The sequence below is a fragment of the Acidiluteibacter sp. genome (assembly GCF_055129545.1).
The window spans coordinates 14,337-36,630 of sequence record NZ_JBSRUB010000023.1; the positions used below are offsets into that span (position 1 = coordinate 14,337).

Consider the following 22,294-nt stretch of genomic DNA (forward strand, 5'->3'; position numbering starts at 1 on the left):
ATTAAGACATGAAGAAAGTATTGAAAGTTTTAGCAGTAATCGTCGTATTAATTGTTGCTGCATTGATTGTAATTCCAATTATTTTTAAAGATGACATTGTGAAAATGGTCAAAGAAGTGGCCAATGAAAATGTCAATGCAAAAGTAGAGTTCGGCGATTTTGACCTCAGTTTGATAAAAAGTTTCCCCAATTTTTATTTTTCAATTCAGGACATTAAAGTGACTGGCGTTGATGAATTTGAGGGCTTAGCTTTGGCTGATATCGGTGAAGTAGCGTTGACAGTTGACGTGATGAGTATCATCAATGGAGAAACGATAAAAGTAAAAAAGATAAAAATTGACAAAGCTAATTTGACTGCCAAAGTGTTGGCGAATGGAAAAGCAAACTGGGACATTGCGAAAATAGATACTGCTGCAGTTGAAGAAGTGCCTGAAGAAGTGGTAGAAACAGACTCATCAGGAGGATTTCAATTGGCGTTGGAGCAATTGCAATTAACCAACTCTACCATTATATACGACGATGCTACTTTTCCGATGTATATGGAGTTAGCGGACATCAATTTTGAAATGACTGGTGATTTGACAGAAGACTTGACCACCATTACCATGGATGGTGGAATTGCCAAAGTAACCATTGATTATGATGGGGTGAAATACATCAAGGAAGCTAAATTTACAACAGCACTAGCTATTGCAGCTGATATGGTGAATTCTAAATACACCATCAGTAAAGGTGATATTGCTTTAAATGAGCTAGAGTTAGGAATGGAAGGTTGGTTAGCTATGTTGGAAGATGAGAGCATGGACATGGATTTGAAATTTGCATTGACCAAAACAGATATGAAATCAATCATTTCGTTGATTCCTGCTGAGTTTGCAAAAGATATGGAAGGAATTAAAACAACTGGTAAGGTTCAATTTGACGGTTTCTTTAAAGGAAAATACATTGGCGAAAGCTATCCTGCATTTGGAATGAATCTATTGATGCAAGATGGTAGCTTTGCTTATACTGATTTACCTGAATCGATTCAAGATATCCAAGTAGATACTAAAATAGCAAGTAAAGGTGGTGATTTAGATAATATGGTGATAGATGTAAATCGCTTCCATTTTTCTATGGCTAATAATCCTTTTGATTTAAAAGCCCACATTGAAAACCCAATGACGGATACATACATTGATGCAAACGCAAAAGGGAAGATTATCTTGGACAATGTGAAAGACATGATTCCATTGGAAGAAGGAGAGCAAATCGCAGGAATCATAGACATGGATATTCAATTAAAAGGACGAGTATCTACTTTGGAAAAGGAAGATTATGAGAATTTTAATGCGAGTGGTAAAATGTTAGTGAGCCAATTGGTGTATAAAACAAATGCTGCAGATTACCCAATCGCCATAAACAATGGAGACTTGGTTTTTGATACCAAATCAGCTAGTTTAAAAAGCTTAGATATGATTTTGGGTGGCTCTGATATTTCAATGGATGGTCAATTGACCAACTTTGTAGGATACGCTTTATCAGACAATCAAACGCTAAAAGGTTCCTTAAATGTAAAATCAACGAAATTGGACATCACAGAGTTGATGGGTAGCGAGGAAGAGTCAGCATCAACTAATGAAGCGACCACAGAGACTCCTGCAGATGGCGCACCGACAGCTGATACCGCAGCCATGGAAGTAGCATTGGTTCCAAAGTTCATTGATTTTGTAATGACCATGGACGTAAAGCAAATGATTTACGACGACATTGATATGCGAAACTTCAAAGGAAGTTTAGGAGTGAAAGATCAAAAATTAGACTTTAATAAAGTGGGATTGGATCTTTTAGACGGCCATGTTGCTATGGATGGATATTATGAAACAACTGATTCCTTGAAACCAACTTATGCCATTGACTTTGGATTGGATAAATTGGATTTAAATAAAACCGCAGTAATGTTCAATACGGTGGATAAATTGATGCCTTTGGCGAAGAAAACGGTTGGTAAATTTTCTGCTCAAATGTTTTTACAAGGTGATTTGGATACCAAAATGGAACCGATTTACAGCACAGTAAATGGAAAAGGAAAAGTATCTACTGATGATATCGAAGTAAAAGATGTTAAGGTTTTAGAGAAAGTGGCGGATGCATTGAAGTATGATAAAATTAGAAAGTTGAAATTGCAAGATGTCGATATTTCTTTCGCGGTGGTGAATGGAAAAGTATTTACAGATCCTTTCGACATTAAATTAGATAAGAGTAAGGTGACTATTGCCGGTAGTAGTTCGTTAGACCAAACAATTGACTATACCATGGCTTTCGAAATACCGAGAGCAGAACTAGGTGGTGAAGCCAATAAAGCAATTGACGGATTGTTGTCTCAAGCTAACAAAAATGGATTAAACGTTGGGATGAGTGAAAATATCAACATTGATGTGAAGGTAGTTGGAACGATGGATGATCCTAAAATTACAACGGACTTCAAAAAGATGGCGGGAAATGCCGTTCAAGATGCGAAGAAGCAAATAAAAGAAGAAATCAATAAAGAAATTGATAAGCAAAAAGAAGAGTTGGAGAGAAAGGCGAGAGAAGAAGCCGATCGTTTGAAGAAAGAGGCAGAAGCCAAAGCGAAAGAAGAAGCGGACAAGCTCAAAAAAGAATTGGAAGAGAAAGGTAAAAAGGAAGTGGATAAATTAAAAGAAGACGCTGCTAAAAAGTTGAAGGGATTATTCAAGTAATAATCAGCTAAAACCCTAAATTTATCGCTTTTTTAGAATTATAGTCAAATCATTAATGGATTTAAGAATCACATTTAAAAATATTAGCTTCAGTCTGCTTTCCGTACTTTTTACGCTCATTGCTACTTTACCCGCTTTCGCACAATCGGAAGGCTGTCAAGAACCGAATAAAAAGGCGCAAAAGCTTTTTGAAAAGGCTGCTCAGGTTAGGTTTAAAGGTTCACAAGCCTATGGTGACTTGGTTGAAGCTACTAAAATAGACGAGAATTATGTGGATGCCTTTTTTGTATTGGCAGACATCAACATGCAAAAGTTTAAAAATGATCCTTTACGATATGAAGGAGAAGGAAATAAGGCATTGAAGTATTGGATTAGTGCCATCCAAGCATGCCCTTCTTTTAGAAACTATGAGGTAAGTTATTTATTGGCCGACCATTATTTTGTTCGCAAGCAATACAAAGAAGCTCAGCCCTTACTGGATAGTTACGTCAAAAATGCCAATCCCGCTAAGCGCAATGAATTGCCAAAAGCGAAAGAACGTTTGGAGTCGATCAATTCGTTTTTAAAGTTAATGGCAGAGCCTGTACCTTTTAATCCCATTCAACTGAAAGGGCCTGGTACTGCTGATGATGAATACTTACCAATGTTATCGCCTGATAACAGGTATTTGTTTTTCACCAGAAAATCAGAAGTAAACGATCGGAATAGCGCTTTTGGACCAAAAATCAAAGAACAATTAACGCAAGCTTCTCAAATGAAATTGGATTCTTTTAGCCGAGGAATTCCGATGCCGCAGCCTTTTAATCAAGGTGAATACCAAGGTGGAAACTGCATGTCTGTCGACAATAAAATGATGTTTGTGACAGTGGTGCAGATGGAGAATATACAAGGTCGAGGTTTTGCAAATGCCGACATCTACTTTTCAGAAATGAAAGAAGGCCGATGGACGGATTTAAAAAGTATTGGAGACAATATAAATGGACGAACGACTTGGGAAGGTCAGCCGAGTATTTCAGCAGATAATAAAACCTTGTACTTCGCTAGTGCAAGAGGAGAAAATAACTTTGGTGGAATGGACATTTATAAAGTGGATCGAAAGCCAGATGGAAGTTGGTCCAACCCGATTAATTTAGGAGAGAATATCAATACCTCAGGAAACGATAAAAGTCCATTTGTGCACTCGGATTCGTATACTTTATACTTTGCATCTGACGGCCATGTTGGAGTAGGAGGGTTTGATATTTTTTATGCTAAAATTGATAAAGAAGGAAATTTTCTTAAACCTACAAATATTGGTTATCCGATCAATACAGAGAATGATGAACACGGATTTATTGTAAGTTCGGATGGGAAATACGGTTACTTTTCGTCGAATATGGGCGGAAAAAGTTTAGATATCTACACCTTTGAATTGTATGAAGAAGCTCGGCCTGAGGAGATTATTTTCTTAAGAGGAAAAATCAGCAGTAAATCTCCAGACGCTGCTAAAGGAATGACCATCGAATTGAAGAACACCAAGACCAATCAAATTACAGAAGGAGTAGTTGATGAATCCACAGGGGAATATGTAGCCGTAATTGCTGCAAAAGACAAAGAGCCAGTGATGATGATGGCGAAAAAAGATGGGTATGCGTTTACTTCACAATACATCGATTCGGATAAAGAGGTGATTGGACGACCAATGAAGATGGCCGATTTAGAAGTTAATCCTATAGAGGAAGGGCAAACATACCGAATCAATGACATTACTTTTAATACTGACTCTTACTTGTTGAGCCAGAAAGTAATGACCATTTTGGATGAGTTTATTGACTTCTTGGAAAGCAATCCATCTGTTAAAGTATCCATTCAAGGACATACGGATAGCAAAGGTGATGCAAAACGTAACCTAGAACTGTCTGAACGACGTGCAAAAGCAGTAAATGACTATTTGATAATAGAAGGAATTGATCCAGGTCGATTGGCATATAAAGGATTTGGAGCATCTAAGCCATTGGTAAGCAATGCAACAGAAGATGGAAGAGCAAAAAATAGACGTACTGAATTTGTGATACGTTCTAAATAATCAAATTCATATATTTGCAAAAATTAAATTAAACAAAAATGAAGAAAATGTATTTCGTATTGGTTGGTGCTATGGCTTTGATGGCTTGCTCTCAACCTGAAAAGTCTGGAGAAGCTGTTGAAGATGCAGCAATGGCAGATACTACAATTGTTGAACAAAGCGCTGAAACCAATATTTTTGGAGAAAGCATTAATGTAGATGCAGCAATTTCAGTTGCTGAATTAGCTAGCATGATGGCAACTGCAGATTCAGTTCCTGCTACAGTTAAAGCAACAGCAATTGATGTTTGTGCTAAAAAAGGATGTTGGATGAAAGTAGCAATGGCGGATAGCTCAGAAATGAGAATTACGTTCAAAGACTACGGATTCTTTGTTCCTAAAGACATCGCAGGAAAGCAAATTATTTTTGAAGGATTTGCTAGAAAAGAAGTTACCTCAGTTGAAGATTTGAAGCATTATGCTGAAGATGGTGGTCAAACTCCTGAAGAAATCGCAAAAATTACTGAACCAGAAGAAGCAATTACTTTTGAAGCTACAGGTGTAGTGATCATGTAATTTCTGATTAACAGATATAAAAAAGTCCCGATTGAATTTTAATCGGGACTTTTTTGTTTTAGGCTAGTTCATATTCACTGAACTTAAATCCGTTGAGTAACGCAGTGATTGGCATCGCCTTTTTTCCTTCCAACTGAATTTTATTTAACTGAATAAAGCCTCCTGTTACTGCTATTTTAATTTCCGTTTTATCATCAGTGACAATTGTTCCTGTTGCTAGGTTGTGAGGATCCATTACTTTATCGACTTCTTGGATTTTAAAGGTGAGTTTTTTGCCGCCTTCTTTGGCTTGGATTGCACTCCACGCCGCAGGGTAAGGACTTAATCCTCTAATAAAATTGTGAATTTGATCAATGGGCTGTGACCAGTCAACTTTACAATCTGGTTTGAAAATTTTTGGAGCAGCTTTTAACTCTAAATCTTCTTGTGGTTTCGGGCTAGTTGTGCCGTTTGCAATAGCTGAGGTAGATTGTACCACTAATCGAGCTCCAACTTCCATCAGTATATCGTGCAATTCTCCAGCAGTCATATTTGGAGCAATTGTTACTTTTTCTTGTTCCAATAAATCTCCGGTATCAATTTCGTGCTTCAATAAAAATGTAGAAACACCTGTTTCTTTCTCTCCATTTATAATGGCCCAATTAATCGGTGCCGCTCCTCTGTACTGCGGTAGCAGAGAAGCATGCAAGTTCATCGTTCCATGCTCGGGCATGTTCCAAACCATTTCTGGTAACATACGGAAAGCCACTACAATTTGAAAATTCGCATTTAGCGACTTCAATTCATCGATGAATTCAGGGTTCTTCAAGTTTGTCGGCTGTAGCGTCTTTATTTGGTGCTGATCTGCAAACTGCTTTACAGCTGACTGCATGATTTTTTGACCTCTACCGGCTGGCTTATCTGGAGCCGTGATTGCACCAACCACATTAAATCCGGCTTCGATCAATGCTTTTAATGGAGCCACCGCAAAATCAGGCGTTCCCATGTATATAATTCTCAAATCTTGTTTCATTGTCAAATTGTTTTTTGTTGCCAATTGTATTTCCACAGGTAAAGGAAAGAGAAAATACCCATTCCTCCGAAGTAAATAAATTCTGAACACCACACTGTCGCTATGGAGAAATCATACTTAACTCCAATTAAATAAGCGCCATATAAATAGGCGACAATGGTAATCAGTTCTATCACTAAAGAGTGCATTGTATTTCCAGTTCCAGTCACCGCGCTAAACAATATATAGGCAATGCTGAACAAAAGCATGGTAGCTGTGATGACTTGTAATACAGGTAAGCACGCTTGGATTAAATCAATGTCTTGGGTATACACCGATAAAATTTGAATGGGAAATGACAGGTTGACAATCATCATAATGACAGTTGAACTGACGCTTAAAATTATGATGTTTCGGACTAACTTAAAAACATGATTTACACCTCCTTCGCCAATTACATTAGAAACTAAGGAGCTTGTGGCTGAACTAAATCCAAAAAGCGGGATCATCATCACCATGTAAATGCTTCGTACAATATGTGAAACGGCTAATTCTCGTTCTCCGATTTGTTCTATAATCAAAAAGAAGATGAACCAAGAACTCAGCGAAATGGCGTTCTGCAGCATAATCGGACTAGCGATTTTATATGCCCATTTCAGTGCAGAACCGTCTAATTTTTTAAACTGAAATAACGCATATTTCTTAAGGTCTACAAACTTTAAAGTGTAAAAAATGAAGAGTGCAGTAGCTGAAGCTTCTGATATAACTGAAGCGATGGCAGCTCCTTCAATGCCCATTTCAGGGAAACCAAAATGTCCGAAAATCATTCCATAATCCAAGAATACATTGACAGCAGACTGTATGAGTGTGACAAATATCAATACCTTGGTTTTGGTAATTCCAGTAAAAAACGCCATGAATAAGACGTTGATGTACACGAAAATAATCCCAACAGATCGATAATCGAGATAAGCGATGGCATTTTCAAGAATTCGTGGAGAGGCGGTGAAGTTGGACAAAAAAGCACCTGAACCAAAGCGGAGCAAGAGAAACATCACAATTCCCATTCCCACAGAAGCAAAAAGACTAACGTTGAATAATTTTCCAATCGCAGTGTAATTCTCTTCTCCATTTCGTCGTCCGATAAGAATCTGACAACCCACAGAGAAACCAAAACCCAACATCACCATTACGAAATAGAAGATGCCTGCATTTCCTGCCGCACCTAATTCTACTTCACCCACATGTCCTAAAAATGCAGTGTCAGTAACGTTTACTATATTCTGAGCCACATTGCTCAAAATAATCGGAAAACTGACCAACCAAATATTTTTAAACGATATGGTTTTTAATGCTTTAATCGACATAGACTACTAATCCTTTTAAATAGGCGCCTTCAGGATGATACATACTAACTGGATGATCTGCTGGTTGTGATAAATGCTCCATCACACGTACATTTCTTCCTGATTCTATGGCTGCTGCCATGATGGTATTGTAAAAAGTAGCTCGATCCACCACTTGAGAACAAGAGAAAGTGAACAATACGCCACCCTTTTTCATCATTTTAAATGCTCTTGCATTTAATCGTTTATATCCTTGAATCGCATTGTGCAGCGATTTTTTATTTTTCGCATAAGCAGGAGGATCCAAGATGATCACATCATAATCTTCCTCGCATTTATTCAAAAATGTGATAGTATCAGCAACGATACTTTTGTGCTTGACTTTTTTATCAAAATTGATTTCTACATTTCTATCCGTCAGTACAATTGCTTTTTCAGAACTGTCTAATGAATGCACTTCTTTGGCTCCAGCTTTCAAAGCATAAACAGAGAAGCCTCCTGAATAACAGAAAGTGTTGAGTAATTTTTTGCCACCAACATATTTCTGTAATAATTTTCTATTCTCTCGCTGATCGATAAAGAACCCAGTTTTTTGTCCGCTTACCCAATCTATTTCAAAAGTGATTCCGTATTCTTTCACCAACTGCTTGCCTTCGTGCTCGCCGATTAAGTATCCGTTTTCTATTGTCGCAGCATAATCTGCAGGTAACGTCTCTGCACTTTTATCATAAATGGCTTTCAACCTTCCTTTGGATGCTTTTACAATTGCTGCAGCGATTTCATTTCTTACTTTGTGCATTCCGATGGAGTGTGCTTGATAAACAGCCACATCTCCATATACATCTATAATCAATCCACTAAAGCCATCACCTTCCCCGTGAATTAAACGGTAAGTGGTGGTTTCTTCTGAATCGAATAAACCGATGGATTTGCGGTATTCAATGGCATTTTTAACTTTATCTTCCCAAAATTTTGCAGTTGGAGCAACATCTTCAAAACTAAAGATTCGAACGGCAATAGACCCATTGTGGAAATGACCTAAAGCCAGGAAAGATCCATCATTGGCAACCACTTTTACAATTTCACCATCCGCTAAATCATCTTGATCTTCGTCGATTAAGATTCGTTCAATAGCACCAGAAAAAATCCAAGGGTGCTTTCGGATAATTGATGCTTCTTTTTTTATTTTTAGTGTAATGATAGGAATGGCCATGCTGTAAAATTAATGAGGGGCAAATTTACCCAAAGCGATAGGATTGGAGGCAAATCAGAATTAAAAAGTAGATACTGAATTCTTATATTAGAGTTAATAGAGAAAAGACCCTGCCAGATGTCAGGCGCGCGCTTCGCTGTTAGAAGTTAGAGGTTAGATTAATTTGGATGAATGATCATTGGGATATAAATTCTTGAATAGTATTAAATGATGATCGTGGATCTGTCCTTGAGAAGACTTTAAGAATTTCGAATCAAAGTCTTAAAAAATTTGTCTAGCTCCGAAGAATTGAGGAGATCCGACGAAGTTCTTGGACTTTGTGAAGGAATTAGCAGAAGTATTATCAAAGACTTGAACTTTTGGTTCAAGCCAAAAGAACAAAGATAAAATAGCTTTCGATTTTTATAGAAAAAAGTTACCTTCAATGTAACTGACCTTTCAGATTCAATTCCTTTGTCTCCTTCGACACTTTTTGTGAGGAGTACCTCACAAAAGCTCTGGATGACAAAGGCTTTGGGTTAAATAAATAGCCAGTTTTTGATATGAAAAAATGATTGAAAATTCCTAGACTATTTATGTTGGAAAGGAAGAAAAGTAGGTTTTTATTGGCCGATTTCGGCATAAAAAAAGCCCTTTCTCAACAGAGAAAGAGCTTTCAATATTTTTATTAAAATAGACTAGAAACGCTCTAGGCTAGAAAAGTAAAAGTTACCTTCAATCTCAGCGTTCTCATCGCTATCAGAACCGTGAACAGCGTTAGCAGAGATAGACTCAGCATAAAGTTTACGGATAGTTCCTTCAGCAGCTTCAGCAGGGTTGGTCGCACCGATTAAAGTTCTAAAATCAGCAACAGCATTTTCTTTTTCAAGAATAGCAGCTACGATAGGACCATTACTCATGTATTCAACTAATTCGCCGTAGAAAGGACGCTCACTGTGAACTTCGTAAAATGCACCAGCTTCTTCTTTAGAAAGCTTAGTATATTTCATTGCTACGATTCTAAATCCTGCAGCATTAATTTTGTCTAAAATTCCACCGATGTAGTTCTTCTCAACTGCATCAGGCTTGATCATTGTAAATGTTCTGTTTGTAGCCATTTTATTGTTGTATTTTTTTGATTGCTTAATTAGGGCGCAAAATTAGTTAATCCAGTAGATATTCGCTAATGCTAAAGTTAAATAAATGTGATGCTTTTTATGAATTGAGTCGACTGCTGTTCTACAACTAATTTTTCTTTTCAAATTCCTTCTAGAATTCTATCTTTGTAGGCTTTAAAACCTCTTTCATTGACCAAAAAACGTGTTTTATATATTTCTTACGATGGATTAACCGATCCACTGGGACAATCACAGATAATTCCTTATTTGTCAGGGCTTTCAAAAAAAGGATACGACATTACCATTTTAAGTAACGAGAAGCCTGAAAATTATGAAGAGAATAGGGCGGTGGTTGAAGAGAAATTAAAAGCAGCCAATATCGAGTGGAAATTTACCTTCTACACCAATAAACCACCAGTTGTTTCTACGGCATTTGGGGTTCGGAGAATGCGAAAGTTGGCTTATTATTTGGCTAAAAAACAGACTTTTGATATTATCCATTGTCGTTCTATTTTGTCTACTATGGTGGGCGATAGTGTGCGAAAGAAATTTGGAGGGAAACTCATTTTTGATATTCGTGGCTTTTGGGCAGACGAGCGAGTAGAGGGAGGACTTTGGAATTTAGACAATAAGCTCTACAAAGCCATCTATAATTACTTTAAAAAGAAAGAAAAGGAGTTTTTTAAAACAGCTGATGCAGTGATCACTTTGACAGAAAATGCAAAGAAGCATGTGTTGGCGAACTTCGAAACCAAAAAAAATTTTCAAGTAGTGCCTTGTGCGGTGGATTTAGATCATTTTAGTACAGCGAATTTAAATCATTCTTTAATTACCGATTTAAAATCAAAATGGGGGATTCAAGATTCTGATTTTGTATTGAGTTATATCGGTTCATTAGGCACCAGATATCGGTTGAAAGAAATGCTATTGTTCTTTAAGCAATTGCGAATTGTACAGCCAGAATCGAAATTCTTATTCATCACCAAGAGCGATACCACTCAGATCGATCAGTATTGTTCTGAATTGAACATCGATTCAAATAGAATTATTACCGATAGTTGCACCTACCAAGATATTCCGAATTATATCGCAGTTAGTCAGGCTTCCATATTTTTTATCGTGACTTCCTTTTCGGGAAAGGCGGTTAGTCCAACAAAGCAAGGAGAAATCATGAGTTTGGGTTTGCCCATTGTTTGCAATGCTGATTTGGGTGATTCGGATACCATTTTAAAGGATACGAACACAGGCATTGTTCCAACTGATTATTCAGCTGAAGCATTAAAAAAGAGTGCGGAAGAATTGTTGACTTTTAAAACTACAGCAGATGAAATAAAATCGGCTGCAGCGGCTTATTTTTCATTAGAAAAAGCCACCGAAAGATATCATCAAGTATATCAAAATCTTTAGTTTTTTTTGCATCAAATTAGCAGTTATGGTTCAATACAATCGATCGGAAGAATACATGCGAGAAATCAATGGGAAAACCATTGCTTGTTTTGGTGCTGGAACAGAAAATATTGATACAGTAACTGTAGAATCTTTTGGCGATGAATGGCTGAAGTTTGATGCCTTTTCAGCTGCTGAAATTAAAAATGCTGGTGACCAGTATTTTGATATTGTTACTGAAAAAATGCTCAATTCTAACTCTAAAGTATTGGATTTGGGGTGTGGATCTGGGCGATGGACCAAATACATGGCGGACAAAGCAGGTTTTATAGAAGCCGTAGACCCAAGCGAGGCTGTTTTTAGTGCTGCTGCTGTTTATGGCGATTTGCCAAATGTGCGTTTCTCTCAAGCTGGTGTAGATACCATTCCTTTCGCTGATGAGAGTTTTGATTTTGTGATATCATTGGGTGTGTTGCACCACATTCCAGACACTTCAAAAGCATTGTCTACTTTGATGAAAAAATTAAAGTCTGGTGGATATACATTGATTTATTTATACTATGCACTTGATAATCGGGGTTTTTTATACCGATTGATATTTAATCTGAGCACTTTATTGCGAAGAGTTGTTTCTGCTCTACCAAAGGGGTTGAAGCATTTTGTATGTGATTTGTTAGCCGTCTTTATTTATTTACCATTTGTTGGTCTTTCTAAGATTGTTAAAGCACTTATCCCTGGGAAATTATATTTAAAAATTCCATTGGCTTATTACCGCGATAAAAGTTGGAACATTATCCGAAATGATGCATTGGATCGGTTTGGAACACCATTGGAACAGCGTTTTTCAAAACAACAAATTACAGACATGCTAACGAAAGCAGGAATGCATAATTTGGTCTTTTCTGACGGAGAGCCATACTGGCATGTAGTGGCACAGAAAAAGTAATTCAAAAACATGAGAAAGAAAGTATTGTTTATCGCCAATCATCGGTTGGATCGGTCTCCCGGTCAGCGGTTTCGCTTTGAGCAATATTTAGATTATTTGAATGACAATGGGTACGACTGGGAATTGTCCAACATCATTTCTGAGAAAGACGATAAGATTCTGTACCAAAAAGGTAAGCTCTTTCAGAAGGCGGTTATTGGCTTAAAATCATGGTTGAAAAGGTGGCAGGACGCCAATAGAGCCAATGACTTTGACATAATCTTTGTGTTTAGGGAAGCATTGCTGACAGGCAGTACCTTTTTCGAAAAAAAAGTTGGACAATCTAAAGCAAAAGTTATTTTTGACTTTGATGATGCCATTTGGTTGCCCAATGTCTCAGCAGGAAATAAAGCTTTGCAAGTGTTGAAAAAACCGTCTAAAACGGATACCATTATTGAATATGCTGACATGGTTTTTGCCGGAAATAAATACTTGGCGAGTTTTGCGAACGCCTTTTGCGAAAATGTAAAAATCATTCCTACTACCATAGATACGAACTATCACATCAGAAAAAGTAAAAACTCTTCTGAACGAATTTGTATAGGTTGGACTGGTACTCAAACTACCTTAAAATACTTGGAACCATTAAAGCCGGTATTTGTTAAGTTACAGCAAAAATATGGCGATAAGATCTACTTTAAAGTGATTTGCGATCAACCTTGGGAATTAGAAGGAATCGATTTAATCAACGAAAAGTGGAATAAATCCAAAGAAATAGAGCAATTGAATTCCATAGATATAGGAGTGATGCCATTGACAGAAGATGCATGGAGTTTAGGAAAATGTGGCTTTAAAGGATTGCAATACATGGCGATGGAATCTTCTGCAATATTATCACCAGTTGGCGTAAATAAAGAAATAATAGAACACGAAAAAAACGGGTTTTTAGCAGAAACCGCAGAAGATTGGATGAGAACATTATCTTTGCTCATCGAAAATGAAACCCTGAGAAGTCAAATTGGTAAGGAAGCACGAAAAACAATTGAAGAACGCTATTCTGTGCAGGCTTTCCAGCCGATTTATTTGAAATATTTTAACGAACTTATAGAACAAAAAATAGAGAAATGAAAACAACAGCTTTAACAGAAAAACACATAGAATTGGGAGCGAGAATGGTTCCTTTTGCAGGATATAACATGCCTTTGCAATACACAGGATTGACGGATGAGCATTTGGCAGTGAGAAATAGTGTCGGCGTTTTTGACGTCTCTCACATGGGGGAGTTCATCGTAAGAGGAAGTGGGGCTTTGGATTTGATTCAAAAAGTATCTACCAACGATGCGGCTAAATTAGTGCCTGGGAAAGTGCAATATTCTTGCATGCCGAATGGAAAAGGTGGAATCGTTGACGATTTATTGATCTATATGATGGGCGAAGACAGCTACTTATTGGTGGTGAATGCGTCAAATATTGAAAAAGATTGGCAGTGGATTTCTTCACAGAATACTTTTGGTGCGGAGATGTTAGATATTTCAGAAAAGACCACTCTATTGGCAGTGCAAGGTCCTCGGGCTGCAGCAGCATTGCAATCATTGACGGAGGTAAACTTGGAAGAAATGGTATACTATACTTTCGAAAGAGGAACTTTTGCGGGTTGTGAAAATGTAATCGTTTCTGCAACTGGTTATACCGGTTCAGGAGGTTTTGAATTGTATTTTGATAACGAGCATGCAGACAAAATTTGGGATGCTATTTTCAAAGCAGGTGCTGCTGAAGGAATCATGCCTGCAGGATTAGGCTGTAGAGATACTTTAAGACTTGAAAAAGGCTTTTGTTTATACGGAAACGACATCGACGATACCACTTCACCGATTGAAGCAGGTTTAGGATGGGTGACCAAGTTTACAAAAGACTTCATTGATTCAGAAACATTCAAGAAGCAAAAAGAGGAAGGCGTAACCAAGAAATTGGTTGGCTTTAAAATGGAAGACAGAGGAATTCCTCGTCAGCATTACAAAGTGATGGATGCAGATGGGAATGAAATTGGAGAAGTAACTTCAGGTACTAGTTCACCATCTTTGAAAGTAGGTTTAGGATTGGCATATGTGAACACTGAATTTGCGAAAGCAGACACTCAAATCTTTATCGACATTAGAAACAAAGCTGCAAAAGCAGTAGTGACAAAGACTCCATTTTTATAATAAGAATCTAAAAAAAATAGCGATTGGAAAATCCAGATGCAGCACATTTAAGAAAAGTGGAGGTGTGTTTATCACCTGCACTTTTTCCAGTATATTATAGTAATAAGAATTGTGTAGTAGTGGTAATCGATGTATTTCGAGCTACTTCTGCTATTGTTACTGCTTTCGACAATGGAATCAAGGAAATTATTCCTGTGAGTTCTATTGAAGAAGCAAAAGAATACAAAGAGAAAGGTTACTTCGTAGGCGCAGAGCGAAAAGGAGAAATTATTGAAGGATTTGATTTTGGAAATTCTCCATTTAGCTACATGCAAGAGCAGCTGAAAGGACAGATAGTTGTATTAACGACTACCAATGGTACAAAAGCCTTAAACAGAGCAAAAGCTGCTAATAAAGTAATCGTAGGTTCATTCTTGAATTTAACAGCTGTGATAGACTATTTGCGCGAGCAAAAGAAAGATGTTTTATTGCTGTGTGCAGGTTGGAGAGATCGTTTCAATATGGAAGATACTTTGTTCGCAGGCGCCGTAGTAGAAGGATTAATCAAAGATCCTTTATTCGGTAATTTAGCTGATAGTGCCATTGCGAGCATGCATTTGTATCAAGTTGCTAAAGGAGACCTTAACGAATACTTAAAGGATTCTTCGCATAGAAGACGCTTGGCTCGCTTAAATTTGGAGAAAGACATTGTGTATTGTTTACAAACAGACATTAGCACCAATGTCCCTGAGTTAGTTGGAAATGCATTAATTGTAAAATAGATGAAATCAAAAACAGCCATTTGGGGGATGTTATTAAGTGTGGTATTGGTTTTTCCGATTCAGACACTGAACTCTTGGGGCTTTTTTGGTCACATTCGGATCAATAAAATGGCTGTATTTACCCTACCACCTCAAATGATAGGGTTCTATAAACGATACATCGATTACATTTCTGAACATGCGGTAGACCCTGATAAACGCCGGTATGCCTCTGCAGTTGAAGCTCCTCGTCATTATATTGACATTGATCATTATGGGAATGATTCCATCGACCCTTTTGAAGCAGTGCCAAGAAGGTGGAACGATGCTGTTGAAAAGTACACAGAAGATACACTTCAAGCTTATGGAATTGTTCCATGGCACATTAATCGGATGATGTATCGATTGACGGATGCCTTTAAGGAAAAGAACACAGAGCGGATACTCTACTTGTCTGCTGATTTGGGGCATTACATTGGAGATTCACATGTACCGTTGCACACCACAGAGAATTACAATGGGCAACAAACTGGTCAACGTGGAATTCACGGTTTTTGGGAGTCAAGAATTCCTGAGTTGACAGCCGATGAATACGACTACTTTGTTGGACGTGCCGTTTTTGTCAAAAGCCCGTTAGATTTAGCTTGGGAAACAGTGATTGCTAGTCATTCTGCGGTGGACTCTGTATTGTCGTTTGAACGTGATTTGAACAGCAATTACCCAACCGATCAAAAGTATGTCTATGAAAATAGAGGCGCCTCTATAATGAAGCAATATTCTACAAACTATTCCATGGAATACAACCAAATGTTGGATGGAATGGTGGAACGAAGAATGCGTAAAGCGGTCATTTCAGTTGGGAGCTTGTGGTATACTGCATGGGTAAATGCTGGAGAACCGGATTTAGATGCTTTACTGCTTTCCGATCGGGACATCGCCCAGATGGAAAAGGAAGCCAAAGAATTAGAAGAGCAATACCAAGGCAAAACGATCAAGGGGAGAGAGCACGATCATTGATGGGTGAAATTAGTTTTGCCAATTTGTTATCAATAACTTCTATTTTAATCTTGTAATGAATAGGATACCATTTTGTAAACCACAATTACGAATGTTTGAAGGATTTTCACCGAATTGATAATTTCGTTTTTCCCCAAAAACATAGGTTTCAAACTTAAATTTTTTGGTCCAAGGAAATCTCCCTCTGTTTATTTCAACTATAGTATCTGAAATGGTGGTTTCAAATGAATTCAAAAAATTTGATCCTTCAAAGGTTGAAATCCTTAATGTTAATGAATCCTTATTGTTAATGAGGGTGTCATACTTTGTTACGAAAGACAACTCTTGTCCATATATTTTAATAGAGAGAATAATAATTAGACTAAATAATAAGGGTTTCATTTTTAATGGATAATTGTACCGTCCCTGAATGGTTTGTATTGAGATAGATAAATTTAACACTTTTCGCCAAATATCGCCTTACTTTATTCTTTATTTTCTATATACACTTTCAATTCAGCATTCATTTTTTTAAACCCTTCTGGTGCAGTTTTCATCATTGGTAAGCTTTTCATAATCAAAGACATTACTCCACGATATACTTCTCTGTTGGTCACAAGCGTTGTATTGTCATCCATCTGCTCCAATTCAAAGAAATGTTCTCCATCAAATACTCTTGGCAAGCCAGTTCGAGCAATCCAAGCGAATTTTTCATTTTCTTCCCAATGGCTAATGCTTGGTTTGAATTCATAAGGGTCCGTTCCTTCAGCAGATAGTTTAAGGTGTAATATTCCGTTTGGCTTTACTTCACCACCGAGATATTTAAGTTGAGAATTCCAATCAGAGTAGGAATCAAAGTCGATTATAGTTGCCCAAACCTTCTCTACAGGAGCATTGATTTCAATTTTCTCATTAATTTCAAAATTTGTCAGGCTCAATCCGCCAATGAGAAGAACTAATCCAATAATTACGTATGCTATCATTTTTTTCATCTTACTGATTTATTAACTAGTTAACTTCTTTTTTAAAACTTATAGCTTGCTTTAGCAGACAGGTACGTTATCGCTTGTCCTCGTCCAGTTTCCTTCACGTAGTTTCCGGGGATAAAGTAAGCTGCATCAGCAAAAAAAGACCAATTGGCATTTTTTAAGTACCAAAGCTCAAGGCTCAACTGTTTACCGATTTCCTTTTCGTTCGATTGGAATAGTTGAAAGGGGAGTGGACGAGTTTGAACTCGGCCTGGTGTATAGGTGCCATCATTGCTACTTTGTCGGTACATGAAATAGCCGCTCAAAATAATCCGAATATTAGATTTTGGGTCATATTCCAAGGTAGGTTTTATGTTAATGATATTAGAGGCTCCTATAGGTGCTGACAAACCAAATGTTGGCTTTGAGTACAACATATTATAAGTATTGAGTTGATCATCATTAGGGGATTGATCTCCGCTACTCAGGTTTAAGGTTAAACCGGGAATGAATGCCTGCTTACCTTTTTGAATGCGATATCCTGAAATGACCATAAAGTTATAGGCTGAGATTTTCAATTCTTCAAACTGCCCAAACTGGTACACTGCCATTGCATCATATAAAAATGACTTTTTGGGCAAATTATAAAGCCTAATGCCCAAGGATTGTCGTTGCTCCATCCCTGAGGCATAGTTGTATTTGTTTTCCTCACTGTAGAATCCAACGTAAAATAAGTCCAGTTGAAGTTTTTTCAGTTGATTCGTCCAGTAGAGCGTCCAAATGTATTCTGAAATGTGTGTGTCGTCAAAAACACCTACTTGTGAAATGACAGGAGTAGCTATAAATGAGTAAAGCTTATACTTTTCCCTTTCAACGCCCACTAGGGCTCCATCGAAGGTCAGACGTGTATTCGGTCCTTCTCGCATAGCGATAATGTATTCAGAACCAATCCCAAATTCTTGCCTTCCAATTTGAGTGAAAAAACCCTTACCTTTCTTAGGCTGCCATCGCACAAAGGCCTGGTGCAGTGAAAGGCGATTTTCATCTATTTGAGGCGTTATAAAAGACTTTCCGAATGCAAAGGTTGAATTGAGTTGTCCAAAAACACGCCATTGGTTACCAAGCCTCAAGTGCGCATGCGCCATTACTCTATGCCAGAGATGTCCGTTTTGATCAGGAGCAACATTGGGTGGTAAGTCACCAAAGTTTTCATTATTGAAGAATTGGTATTGTTCTCTTACTTCTCCTCCTAAAGAGAGATTGATGTGCCCATCCTTTGAGAGGCTCATGTATTTTAGCTTTTCATAGTACTTTAATTCAATAGAATCATTGTTTTGCACATAGGCAAAATCATCCGAATACCTAAAAATTTTGATCGGCCCTGGTTGCGATAGAACATTGAATCCATTTAAAGTGAATGCCATGCAAATTAAGAAGCGCACTGAATGGGATATCATCTGTTTGCTCATGTCATAATTCAGTTTCAATGATGATGAGTTGTGAATCGTTCAGAAACTCTATTTGGAAACTTTTATCTGTTTCGATTTCAATGGAATCTTCAGTTAGAAGCTCGTGTTCATCAATCTTAACTTTTCCCTTGATAAGCTGAATGTAAACACCAGTTGAACTTCCCCTAAGTTGGTAGGTTGTAGCGGCACCTTCAGTGAAATTGGCAAAGGATAACCATGCCTTTTGATGAATGACGAGGCTATCGCTTTCACCATCGGGCGAAACAAGCAGCTGAATCCCTGTTTCAGAAGGAGAATAGCTCTTTTGCTGATAACTCGGTTTAAGGTTCTGTTGATTCGGATAGATCCAAATTTGATAGCTGGTGAATGGTTTATCAGCAGCCGCATTCATTTCAGAATGATGAATTCCACTTCCTGCGCTCATAACCTGAATCTCCCCGGAGGAAATCGTTCGAGAATTTCCTATGCTGTCTTGATGTTTCTGTGCACCTTCGGTCGGTAAGGTAATGATTTCCATATTCCGATGGGGGTGCATTGGAAATCCTTGAGCAGGAGATACCGTATCTAGGTTAAATCCAGTCAACTGACCAAAATTGGTCATTCCAGGGTAGTATTCATGCCAGGCTGTTCTCCAACTGTTTCTATCTACCCTTCGGTCTTGTTGCTTAATTACTTTTGTTTTCATTTTTTTTATGGGGTTGTGCCATTAGCCATAGATCGGCATCTTGTAAAATTTCTATCTCAAAACCATCTTGGGTAAAGAACTCCGCAGAATCTCTCTTGCCCACAAATTGATCGGATATTTTAAACGCTCCTGAAAGCGGCAGTAAAAACACATCAGCTTCGGAAATATCATCAAATTTAACTCGCTCTCCTTGCTTAAAACTACCTCGAAAAGCGTAGATGTTTTGTTTAATGTGAAGTGCAGCATCTGCTTGATTTGGCGAGGCTTGAAGCTGCCATTTGCCAATTCTTTCAGCCTCATTAAAAGTCATTTTCGAAATAACTGGTTCAGTATCTTTTACATTTGGTTCTATCCAAATTTGCAGGAAATTGGTGCCGTGGTAGCAGGTTCCACCATGATATAAACCCTTGCCTGCACTCATGTGCTTCACTTCATTGGGTTGAACTACTAGGTTATTGCCAAAATTATCTTCGTGGTTCATTTCTCCTTCCAGTACCACACTCAGTATCTCATAATTTACATGGGGGTGAAGGGGAATACTGGTATTGTGATCTACAAAATCATCGTTGAAGACTTGGAGTGCTTTGAATCCATTTCTGCCAGCCCTGAAATTGTGTGCGAAATTGAAACTCTGAAAAGATTGGAATCCCGGTCTTCTCTCGATCAATCGCTGATCTGAGCGGTAAATTTGAAGTTTATCAATCTGCTTGTTATTTATACTATTCTGCATTGTATTATTCATTGAAAAAAGTCTGGTAAAAAGTGAAAGACCTGCAAAAGATAGGGTTCCAGTAATTAAGAATCTTCTTCTATTCATCTTTTGTTAGATTATAAAGTACCGAAACCTTGGTTGTTGAGTTTGTCTATATACCCCTGAAGCTCATCATAAGAACCAGCCACAAGGGAACCACTAAATAGAGGTGTCGTTTTTAAAGGCTTTCCACCTGCCACTACTATTTTTGTTTTGGCATTGGTCAAGACATGTAGCATTTCCACATCAGTCACTACAAGTCCTTCTCCGGTAGAATAAGTGGTCTCTTTTACTTGAAATTCTCCTTCTAAACTATAGATCAAATATTCATTTGATGGGTCTAAGCTCAGGTCTATTGCATCTTTTTCAGCTTCAACAACCATGAGCAGCAATTCCTGATCTGTCACTACGGGCGATGACTTTTGTAAGTATTTACCTGCAATAAGGTGCATGCTGGTTTCACCGAATTGTATGCTGGGTAATTCTACTTCAGCATAGGATTGAAAGGTGGCTTCATTGCTTCTTTCATCATCGCTTCCCATCATCCAAATTTGAAAACCGAGCAGTTTTCCACCTGCCTCTGAAAAAGCTTCAGAGGTTCCTTCGGAGTGGATGATGCCATTGCCGGCGTTCATCCAGTTGACTCGTTTAGGTTCCAAAGTAAGGGCATTTCCCAAGCTGTCTTTGTGGTCTCCTTCGCCTGAAAGCATGTAGGATATGGTAGTAATTCCAGCATGAGGGTGTGGAGGAATATAAATCGGTTTATCTTTTGGAAAATCAAAAGGCCCCAAATGATCAAAGTAAATGAATGGGCCAATACTTTTTGGATAGCCTGAAGGCATAACATTCCGAGAGTGGGGACGATCAAACCGAGGAGCGATGGTTATTTTTTTGAATTCCATTTGATGTATTAATCTGCTAGGCATAGAGAATTACAAGCCTAATTTTTTTATATTTTACCTAATTAAAGCCTACTAAAGCTTAATCTTCTTCTTTACATCGGCATAAATAGACTCGTTGGAATATGGGTAATCGTAACCTGGTTGTGTTACTTTTACACCAGACAAGTTTATTTCTACCCATTTTTTGATTCGAGCACGCTGTTCTTCTGAATAGCGACCTCCAATAAGTATCAAATCTACTTTGCGGTCCAAGGCTTCAATTTTTGCCATTCCTTCTTCTTCCCCAAGGGTACCATAAACGGTAATGTCTCCAAGCCCCGCAAGTAACTTTACTACCTCTTCTCTCCGATATGGGTTCCCACCAAATAGAATAACTACTGGTGCTTTTTCAGTACCGATAACTTCTGATAATATTTCGTTTTCCATTTTCTTGTTTTTGAAATTACTTTCTTTTATTGCCTCTTGCCCGCAACAAGGAAGAAACACAGCGATTAATAGAATACTAAAGAGTGTTCTCATAAGTTGTTTTGGGCATTTAACGAAAGTTTGTAATTGGTTTATTTAATGTTTTCAATTGACCAACCCACGGATGGAGATCGCGATGGGTTGGTCTGAAATTTTATTTATTCAATTCTGAACCTCCCCAGTAGGAATACTTTTGGTACAACTCACCGACTTGAGGTCCCTCAGGTGTTGCCCAATCTTTCATCAATTCGGAAGCTAAAGTTCCCCAATTCAACATCACTGCACCAGCCTGAGTTAATCGAAGCATGGCTGCCATTTCATTGAGATTGGTATCAGATCCAGAGGCATCTACCACTACATAAACTTGATATCCATTATTCAATAGATCTAAGGTTAATTGGGCCGTACAGATATCAATGGATATCCCGCCAAGAACGATTTTTTTGTTGCCAATCCGCTCTAATTCCGCTCTGAACTTCGGTTCATCCCAAGCACTAACGGTGTGTCGTTCGATGTAAGTAGCTTTGGGCAGATTTTCTTTTACTTTTGGAAAGAAATTACCTCTGAATCCACCTTCATCGCCCAACATAATGGTTGGTAACTTAAATATACTGCCGACTTTGGCGAGCGCTTCAGCATTGGCATAAAATAGATTGCGATCGATGGTGCGGATTCCTGGTACGAATCCTTCTAAGAAATCTACCATTACTAAGGTAACTTCTTCTTTGTTTAACCTTTCGGTGTATTGATTTTGAGCCATAATGTTTGATGTTATAAATGTTATGTTTAAAAGGATTAAAAGAATTGACTTTTTCATTTT

21 protein-coding genes are annotated in these 22,294 nt (G+C 37.9%); 9 read left to right on the forward strand and 12 right to left on the reverse strand.

Annotated features, from left to right (window positions below; all coding sequences use genetic code 11):
• The first annotated feature begins 8 nt into the window (after nt 1-8).
• Genes ACTB0X_RS10810 through ACTB0X_RS10820 form a run of 3 tightly spaced genes read left to right on the forward strand, consistent with a single transcriptional unit; the run spans nt 9 to nt 5,339 of the window.
• Nucleotides 9-2,720 (forward strand): AsmA family protein, encoded by a 2,712-nt coding sequence (locus ACTB0X_RS10810; protein ID WP_463025034.1) that lies wholly within the window; start codon nt 9-11, stop codon nt 2,718-2,720.
• A gap of 55 nt (nt 2,721-2,775) precedes the next feature.
• On the forward strand, nt 2,776-4,785 hold the full coding sequence (locus tag ACTB0X_RS10815) for an OmpA family protein (protein ID WP_463025035.1): 2,010 nt from the start codon (nt 2,776-2,778) through the stop codon (nt 4,783-4,785).
• A gap of 38 nt (nt 4,786-4,823) precedes the next feature.
• Entirely contained in the window at nt 4,824-5,339 is a 516-nt protein-coding gene (locus ACTB0X_RS10820) for a DUF4920 domain-containing protein (protein WP_463025036.1), read from the forward strand.
• 58 nt (nt 5,340-5,397) lie between these two features.
• On the opposite strand, the gene fmt is transcribed toward ACTB0X_RS10820, so the two are convergent.
• From fmt to ACTB0X_RS10840, 4 genes are all read right to left on the reverse strand, one after another.
• A complete protein-coding gene (fmt, locus tag ACTB0X_RS10825) occupies nt 5,398-6,351 on the reverse strand; it encodes a methionyl-tRNA formyltransferase (RefSeq protein ID WP_463025037.1) in 954 nt (317 codons plus the stop codon).
• Between the two features lie 2 nt (nt 6,352-6,353).
• Entirely contained in the window at nt 6,354-7,697 is a 1,344-nt protein-coding gene (locus tag ACTB0X_RS10830) for an MATE family efflux transporter (RefSeq protein WP_463025038.1), read from the reverse strand.
• A complete protein-coding gene (locus ACTB0X_RS10835; protein ID WP_463025039.1) occupies nt 7,687-8,889 on the reverse strand; it encodes a class I SAM-dependent rRNA methyltransferase in 1,203 nt (400 codons plus the stop codon). Before ACTB0X_RS10835 ends, ACTB0X_RS10830 begins: the two co-directional genes overlap by 11 nt.
• 677 nt (nt 8,890-9,566) lie before the next feature.
• Nucleotides 9,567-9,986: a nucleoside-diphosphate kinase gene (locus tag ACTB0X_RS10840; RefSeq protein ID WP_463025040.1), complete on the reverse strand. Its 420-nt coding sequence runs from the start codon at nt 9,984-9,986 to the stop codon at nt 9,567-9,569.
• 189 nt (nt 9,987-10,175) lie between these two features.
• Here ACTB0X_RS10840 and ACTB0X_RS10845 point away from each other — a divergent pair, with 189 nt between their 5' ends.
• The 6 genes from ACTB0X_RS10845 to ACTB0X_RS10870 are packed head-to-tail and all read left to right on the forward strand — an operon-like array spanning nt 10,176 to nt 16,255.
• Nucleotides 10,176-11,393 carry a glycosyltransferase gene (locus tag ACTB0X_RS10845; protein WP_463025041.1) on the forward strand — a complete coding sequence of 406 codons (1,218 nt, stop codon included), beginning with the start codon at nt 10,176-10,178 and terminating at the stop codon, nt 11,391-11,393.
• A 25-nt stretch (nt 11,394-11,418) separates the two neighbouring features.
• Nucleotides 11,419-12,318, forward strand: a complete 900-nt coding sequence (locus tag ACTB0X_RS10850) for a methyltransferase domain-containing protein (protein ID WP_463025042.1) — start codon at nt 11,419-11,421, stop codon at nt 12,316-12,318.
• 9 nt (nt 12,319-12,327) lie between these two features.
• Nucleotides 12,328-13,425 carry a glycosyltransferase family 4 protein gene (locus tag ACTB0X_RS10855; protein WP_463025043.1) on the forward strand — a complete coding sequence of 366 codons (1,098 nt, stop codon included), beginning with the start codon at nt 12,328-12,330 and terminating at the stop codon, nt 13,423-13,425.
• On the forward strand, nt 13,422-14,498 hold the full coding sequence (gene gcvT / locus ACTB0X_RS10860) for a glycine cleavage system aminomethyltransferase GcvT (RefSeq protein ID WP_463025044.1): 1,077 nt from the start codon (nt 13,422-13,424) through the stop codon (nt 14,496-14,498). Before ACTB0X_RS10855 ends, gcvT begins: the two co-directional genes overlap by 4 nt.
• A gap of 23 nt (nt 14,499-14,521) precedes the next feature.
• Nucleotides 14,522-15,259 (forward strand): 2-phosphosulfolactate phosphatase, encoded by a 738-nt coding sequence (locus ACTB0X_RS10865; protein ID WP_463025045.1) that lies wholly within the window; start codon nt 14,522-14,524, stop codon nt 15,257-15,259.
• Nucleotides 15,260-16,255: a zinc dependent phospholipase C family protein gene (locus tag ACTB0X_RS10870; protein WP_463025046.1), complete on the forward strand. Its 996-nt coding sequence runs from the start codon at nt 15,260-15,262 to the stop codon at nt 16,253-16,255. It abuts the gene before it with no gap.
• Between the two features lie 39 nt (nt 16,256-16,294).
• On the opposite strand, the gene ACTB0X_RS10875 is transcribed toward ACTB0X_RS10870, so the two are convergent.
• The 8 genes from ACTB0X_RS10875 to ACTB0X_RS10910 form a co-directional block, all read right to left on the reverse strand.
• Nucleotides 16,295-16,636 (reverse strand): hypothetical protein, encoded by a 342-nt coding sequence (locus tag ACTB0X_RS10875; RefSeq protein ID WP_463025047.1) that lies wholly within the window; start codon nt 16,634-16,636, stop codon nt 16,295-16,297.
• Nucleotides 16,637-16,719: 83 nt separating this feature from the next.
• Nucleotides 16,720-17,226, reverse strand: coding sequence for an SRPBCC family protein (locus ACTB0X_RS10880; RefSeq protein WP_463025048.1), 507 nt, complete (start codon nt 17,224-17,226; stop codon nt 16,720-16,722).
• Nucleotides 17,227-17,258: 32 nt separating this feature from the next.
• Entirely contained in the window at nt 17,259-18,626 is a 1,368-nt protein-coding gene (locus ACTB0X_RS10885; protein ID WP_463025049.1) for an alginate export family protein, read from the reverse strand.
• Between the two features lie 46 nt (nt 18,627-18,672).
• Entirely contained in the window at nt 18,673-19,356 is a 684-nt protein-coding gene (locus ACTB0X_RS10890) for a pirin family protein (protein WP_463025050.1), read from the reverse strand.
• The gene (locus ACTB0X_RS10895; protein ID WP_463025051.1) at nt 19,337-20,173 is read right to left on the reverse strand and encodes a pirin family protein; all 837 of its coding nucleotides are present in this window, start codon (nt 20,171-20,173) and stop codon (nt 19,337-19,339) included. The genes ACTB0X_RS10890 and ACTB0X_RS10895 overlap by 20 nt, the downstream gene beginning before the upstream one ends.
• A gap of 11 nt (nt 20,174-20,184) precedes the next feature.
• Nucleotides 20,185-21,009, reverse strand: coding sequence for a pirin family protein (locus ACTB0X_RS10900; protein ID WP_463025052.1), 825 nt, complete (start codon nt 21,007-21,009; stop codon nt 20,185-20,187).
• 72 nt (nt 21,010-21,081) lie between these two features.
• Nucleotides 21,082-21,435: a hypothetical protein gene (locus ACTB0X_RS10905; protein WP_463025053.1), complete on the reverse strand. Its 354-nt coding sequence runs from the start codon at nt 21,433-21,435 to the stop codon at nt 21,082-21,084.
• Between the two features lie 193 nt (nt 21,436-21,628).
• On the reverse strand, nt 21,629-22,291 hold the full coding sequence (locus ACTB0X_RS10910) for an isochorismatase family protein (protein ID WP_463025054.1): 663 nt from the start codon (nt 22,289-22,291) through the stop codon (nt 21,629-21,631).
• Nucleotides 22,292-22,294: the final 3 nt, after the last annotated feature.

Coding starts and splice junctions, on each gene's coding strand:
- ACTB0X_RS10820 (WP_463025036.1), top strand. CDS start 4,824: ATGAAGAAAATGTATTTCGTATTGGTTGGTGCTATGGCTTTGATGGCT.
- fmt (WP_463025037.1), bottom strand. CDS start 6,351: ATGAAACAAGATTTGAGAATTATATACATGGGAACGCCTGATTTTGCG.
- gcvT (WP_463025044.1), top strand. CDS start 13,422: ATGAAAACAACAGCTTTAACAGAAAAACACATAGAATTGGGAGCGAGA.
- ACTB0X_RS10835 (WP_463025039.1), bottom strand. CDS start 8,889: ATGGCCATTCCTATCATTACACTAAAAATAAAAAAAGAAGCATCAATT.
- ACTB0X_RS10880 (WP_463025048.1), bottom strand. CDS start 17,226: ATGAAAAAAATGATAGCATACGTAATTATTGGATTAGTTCTTCTCATT.
- ACTB0X_RS10855 (WP_463025043.1), top strand. CDS start 12,328: ATGAGAAAGAAAGTATTGTTTATCGCCAATCATCGGTTGGATCGGTCT.
- ACTB0X_RS10830 (WP_463025038.1), bottom strand. CDS start 7,697: ATGTCGATTAAAGCATTAAAAACCATATCGTTTAAAAATATTTGGTTG.
- ACTB0X_RS10895 (WP_463025051.1), bottom strand. CDS start 20,173: ATGAATAGAAGAAGATTCTTAATTACTGGAACCCTATCTTTTGCAGGT.
- ACTB0X_RS10810 (WP_463025034.1), top strand. CDS start 9: ATGAAGAAAGTATTGAAAGTTTTAGCAGTAATCGTCGTATTAATTGTT.
- ACTB0X_RS10900 (WP_463025052.1), bottom strand. CDS start 21,009: ATGGAATTCAAAAAAATAACCATCGCTCCTCGGTTTGATCGTCCCCAC.
- ACTB0X_RS10875 (WP_463025047.1), bottom strand. CDS start 16,636: ATGAAACCCTTATTATTTAGTCTAATTATTATTCTCTCTATTAAAATA.
- ACTB0X_RS10905 (WP_463025053.1), bottom strand. CDS start 21,435: ATGGAAAACGAAATATTATCAGAAGTTATCGGTACTGAAAAAGCACCA.
- ACTB0X_RS10890 (WP_463025050.1), bottom strand. CDS start 19,356: ATGAAAACAAAAGTAATTAAGCAACAAGACCGAAGGGTAGATAGAAAC.
- ACTB0X_RS10885 (WP_463025049.1), bottom strand. CDS start 18,626: ATGGCATTCACTTTAAATGGATTCAATGTTCTATCGCAACCAGGGCCG.
- ACTB0X_RS10870 (WP_463025046.1), top strand. CDS start 15,260: ATGAAATCAAAAACAGCCATTTGGGGGATGTTATTAAGTGTGGTATTG.
- ACTB0X_RS10815 (WP_463025035.1), top strand. CDS start 2,776: ATGGATTTAAGAATCACATTTAAAAATATTAGCTTCAGTCTGCTTTCC.
- ACTB0X_RS10910 (WP_463025054.1), bottom strand. CDS start 22,291: ATGAAAAAGTCAATTCTTTTAATCCTTTTAAACATAACATTTATAACA.
- ACTB0X_RS10850 (WP_463025042.1), top strand. CDS start 11,419: ATGGTTCAATACAATCGATCGGAAGAATACATGCGAGAAATCAATGGG.
- ACTB0X_RS10840 (WP_463025040.1), bottom strand. CDS start 9,986: ATGGCTACAAACAGAACATTTACAATGATCAAGCCTGATGCAGTTGAG.